Source organism: Kurthia populi (assembly GCF_042686175.1).
GTDB classification, from domain to species: domain Bacteria; phylum Bacillota; class Bacilli; order Bacillales_A; family Planococcaceae; genus Kurthia; species Kurthia populi.
Map to the genome: position 1 here is coordinate 1 of NZ_JBHUOR010000058.1, position 1,031 is coordinate 1,031.

Consider the following 1,031-nt stretch of genomic DNA (forward strand, 5'->3'; position numbering starts at 1 on the left):
CTTGGTGAACATACTGGGCAGGGTTTTGCGAATGGTATTACATCGAAAACGAAAGTTGTTACAGCAAGTGCTAAAAAGACAGCAAATGCGGCTAAAAAGGCGTTCAACGATTCACTTAAAAACTTAGATTTACGTTTATCTGCTGGATCTATCAGCACGAAAACTTATGTAAAAGAAGCTAAAGCGCTTGGTCAAAAATATAAAAGTGTGACGAATGCGATTGCAACAGTCAATGCAAAGATTGCGAAAACAACAACTGCAGCCGCTAAAAAAGCGCAACAAGAGGCGCACAATGCGTACTTAAAACAACAAAAAGCATTCAACAGTAAGATGACAAATTTGTCGAATAAGTATTCTGCAAATAAAATCACTGGCACTAAATATATTGATGAAATGAATAAGCTTGCTAAAACGTACAGTAATGTTGAAAATGCCGCTTCTAAGGTTGCATCTAAGACGGCCACTGTAAACAGCAAAGAATTTTCTAAGGAAATGACAAACTTAGAGAATCAATACAAAGCAAATAAAATCAGTGCTGAAGCATATACAACAAAGATGAACAAATTAGCTAAAACATATAAGTCAGTTACAAATGCTGCGTCTAAAGTAGCCGCCAAAACTGCATCGATCAATAAAGAATTATTCAACAGCAAGATGACGCAAATCGGCAACAATTATCAAAATGGCGACTACACCATTGAGAAGTATTTGAAAAAGCTAGAACAGACGAAAGAGAAGTATAAGGATGTTAAAGGTGCCGAGACGAAAGTCGACAAAGAAATCGCAACAGTGCGCTATGAGTTAAATAAGCGAACAGTTGATTCTATCCTGGCAGACGAAACAATCGGAGCGAATAAACAAATCGCATTGATTAAAGAAATCGGCAAAGAGTATGCAAAAGATTCTCAAAAGCGCAAATACTTTGATGAACAACTGCAGAAGTCGAAACAAGAGTTATACAACAACTTAACTACTTTATCTGATACCTATACAACGAAAATCCAAGATGCCAACAACGCATTGGTTGAATC

1 protein-coding gene is annotated in these 1,031 nt (G+C 36.8%); it reads left to right on the forward strand.

Annotated features, from left to right (window positions below; all coding sequences use genetic code 11):
- Positions 1–1,031: hypothetical protein (locus ACFSY7_RS10325; RefSeq protein ID WP_380147776.1), on the forward strand; the 1,031-nt coding region annotated here is incomplete at both ends.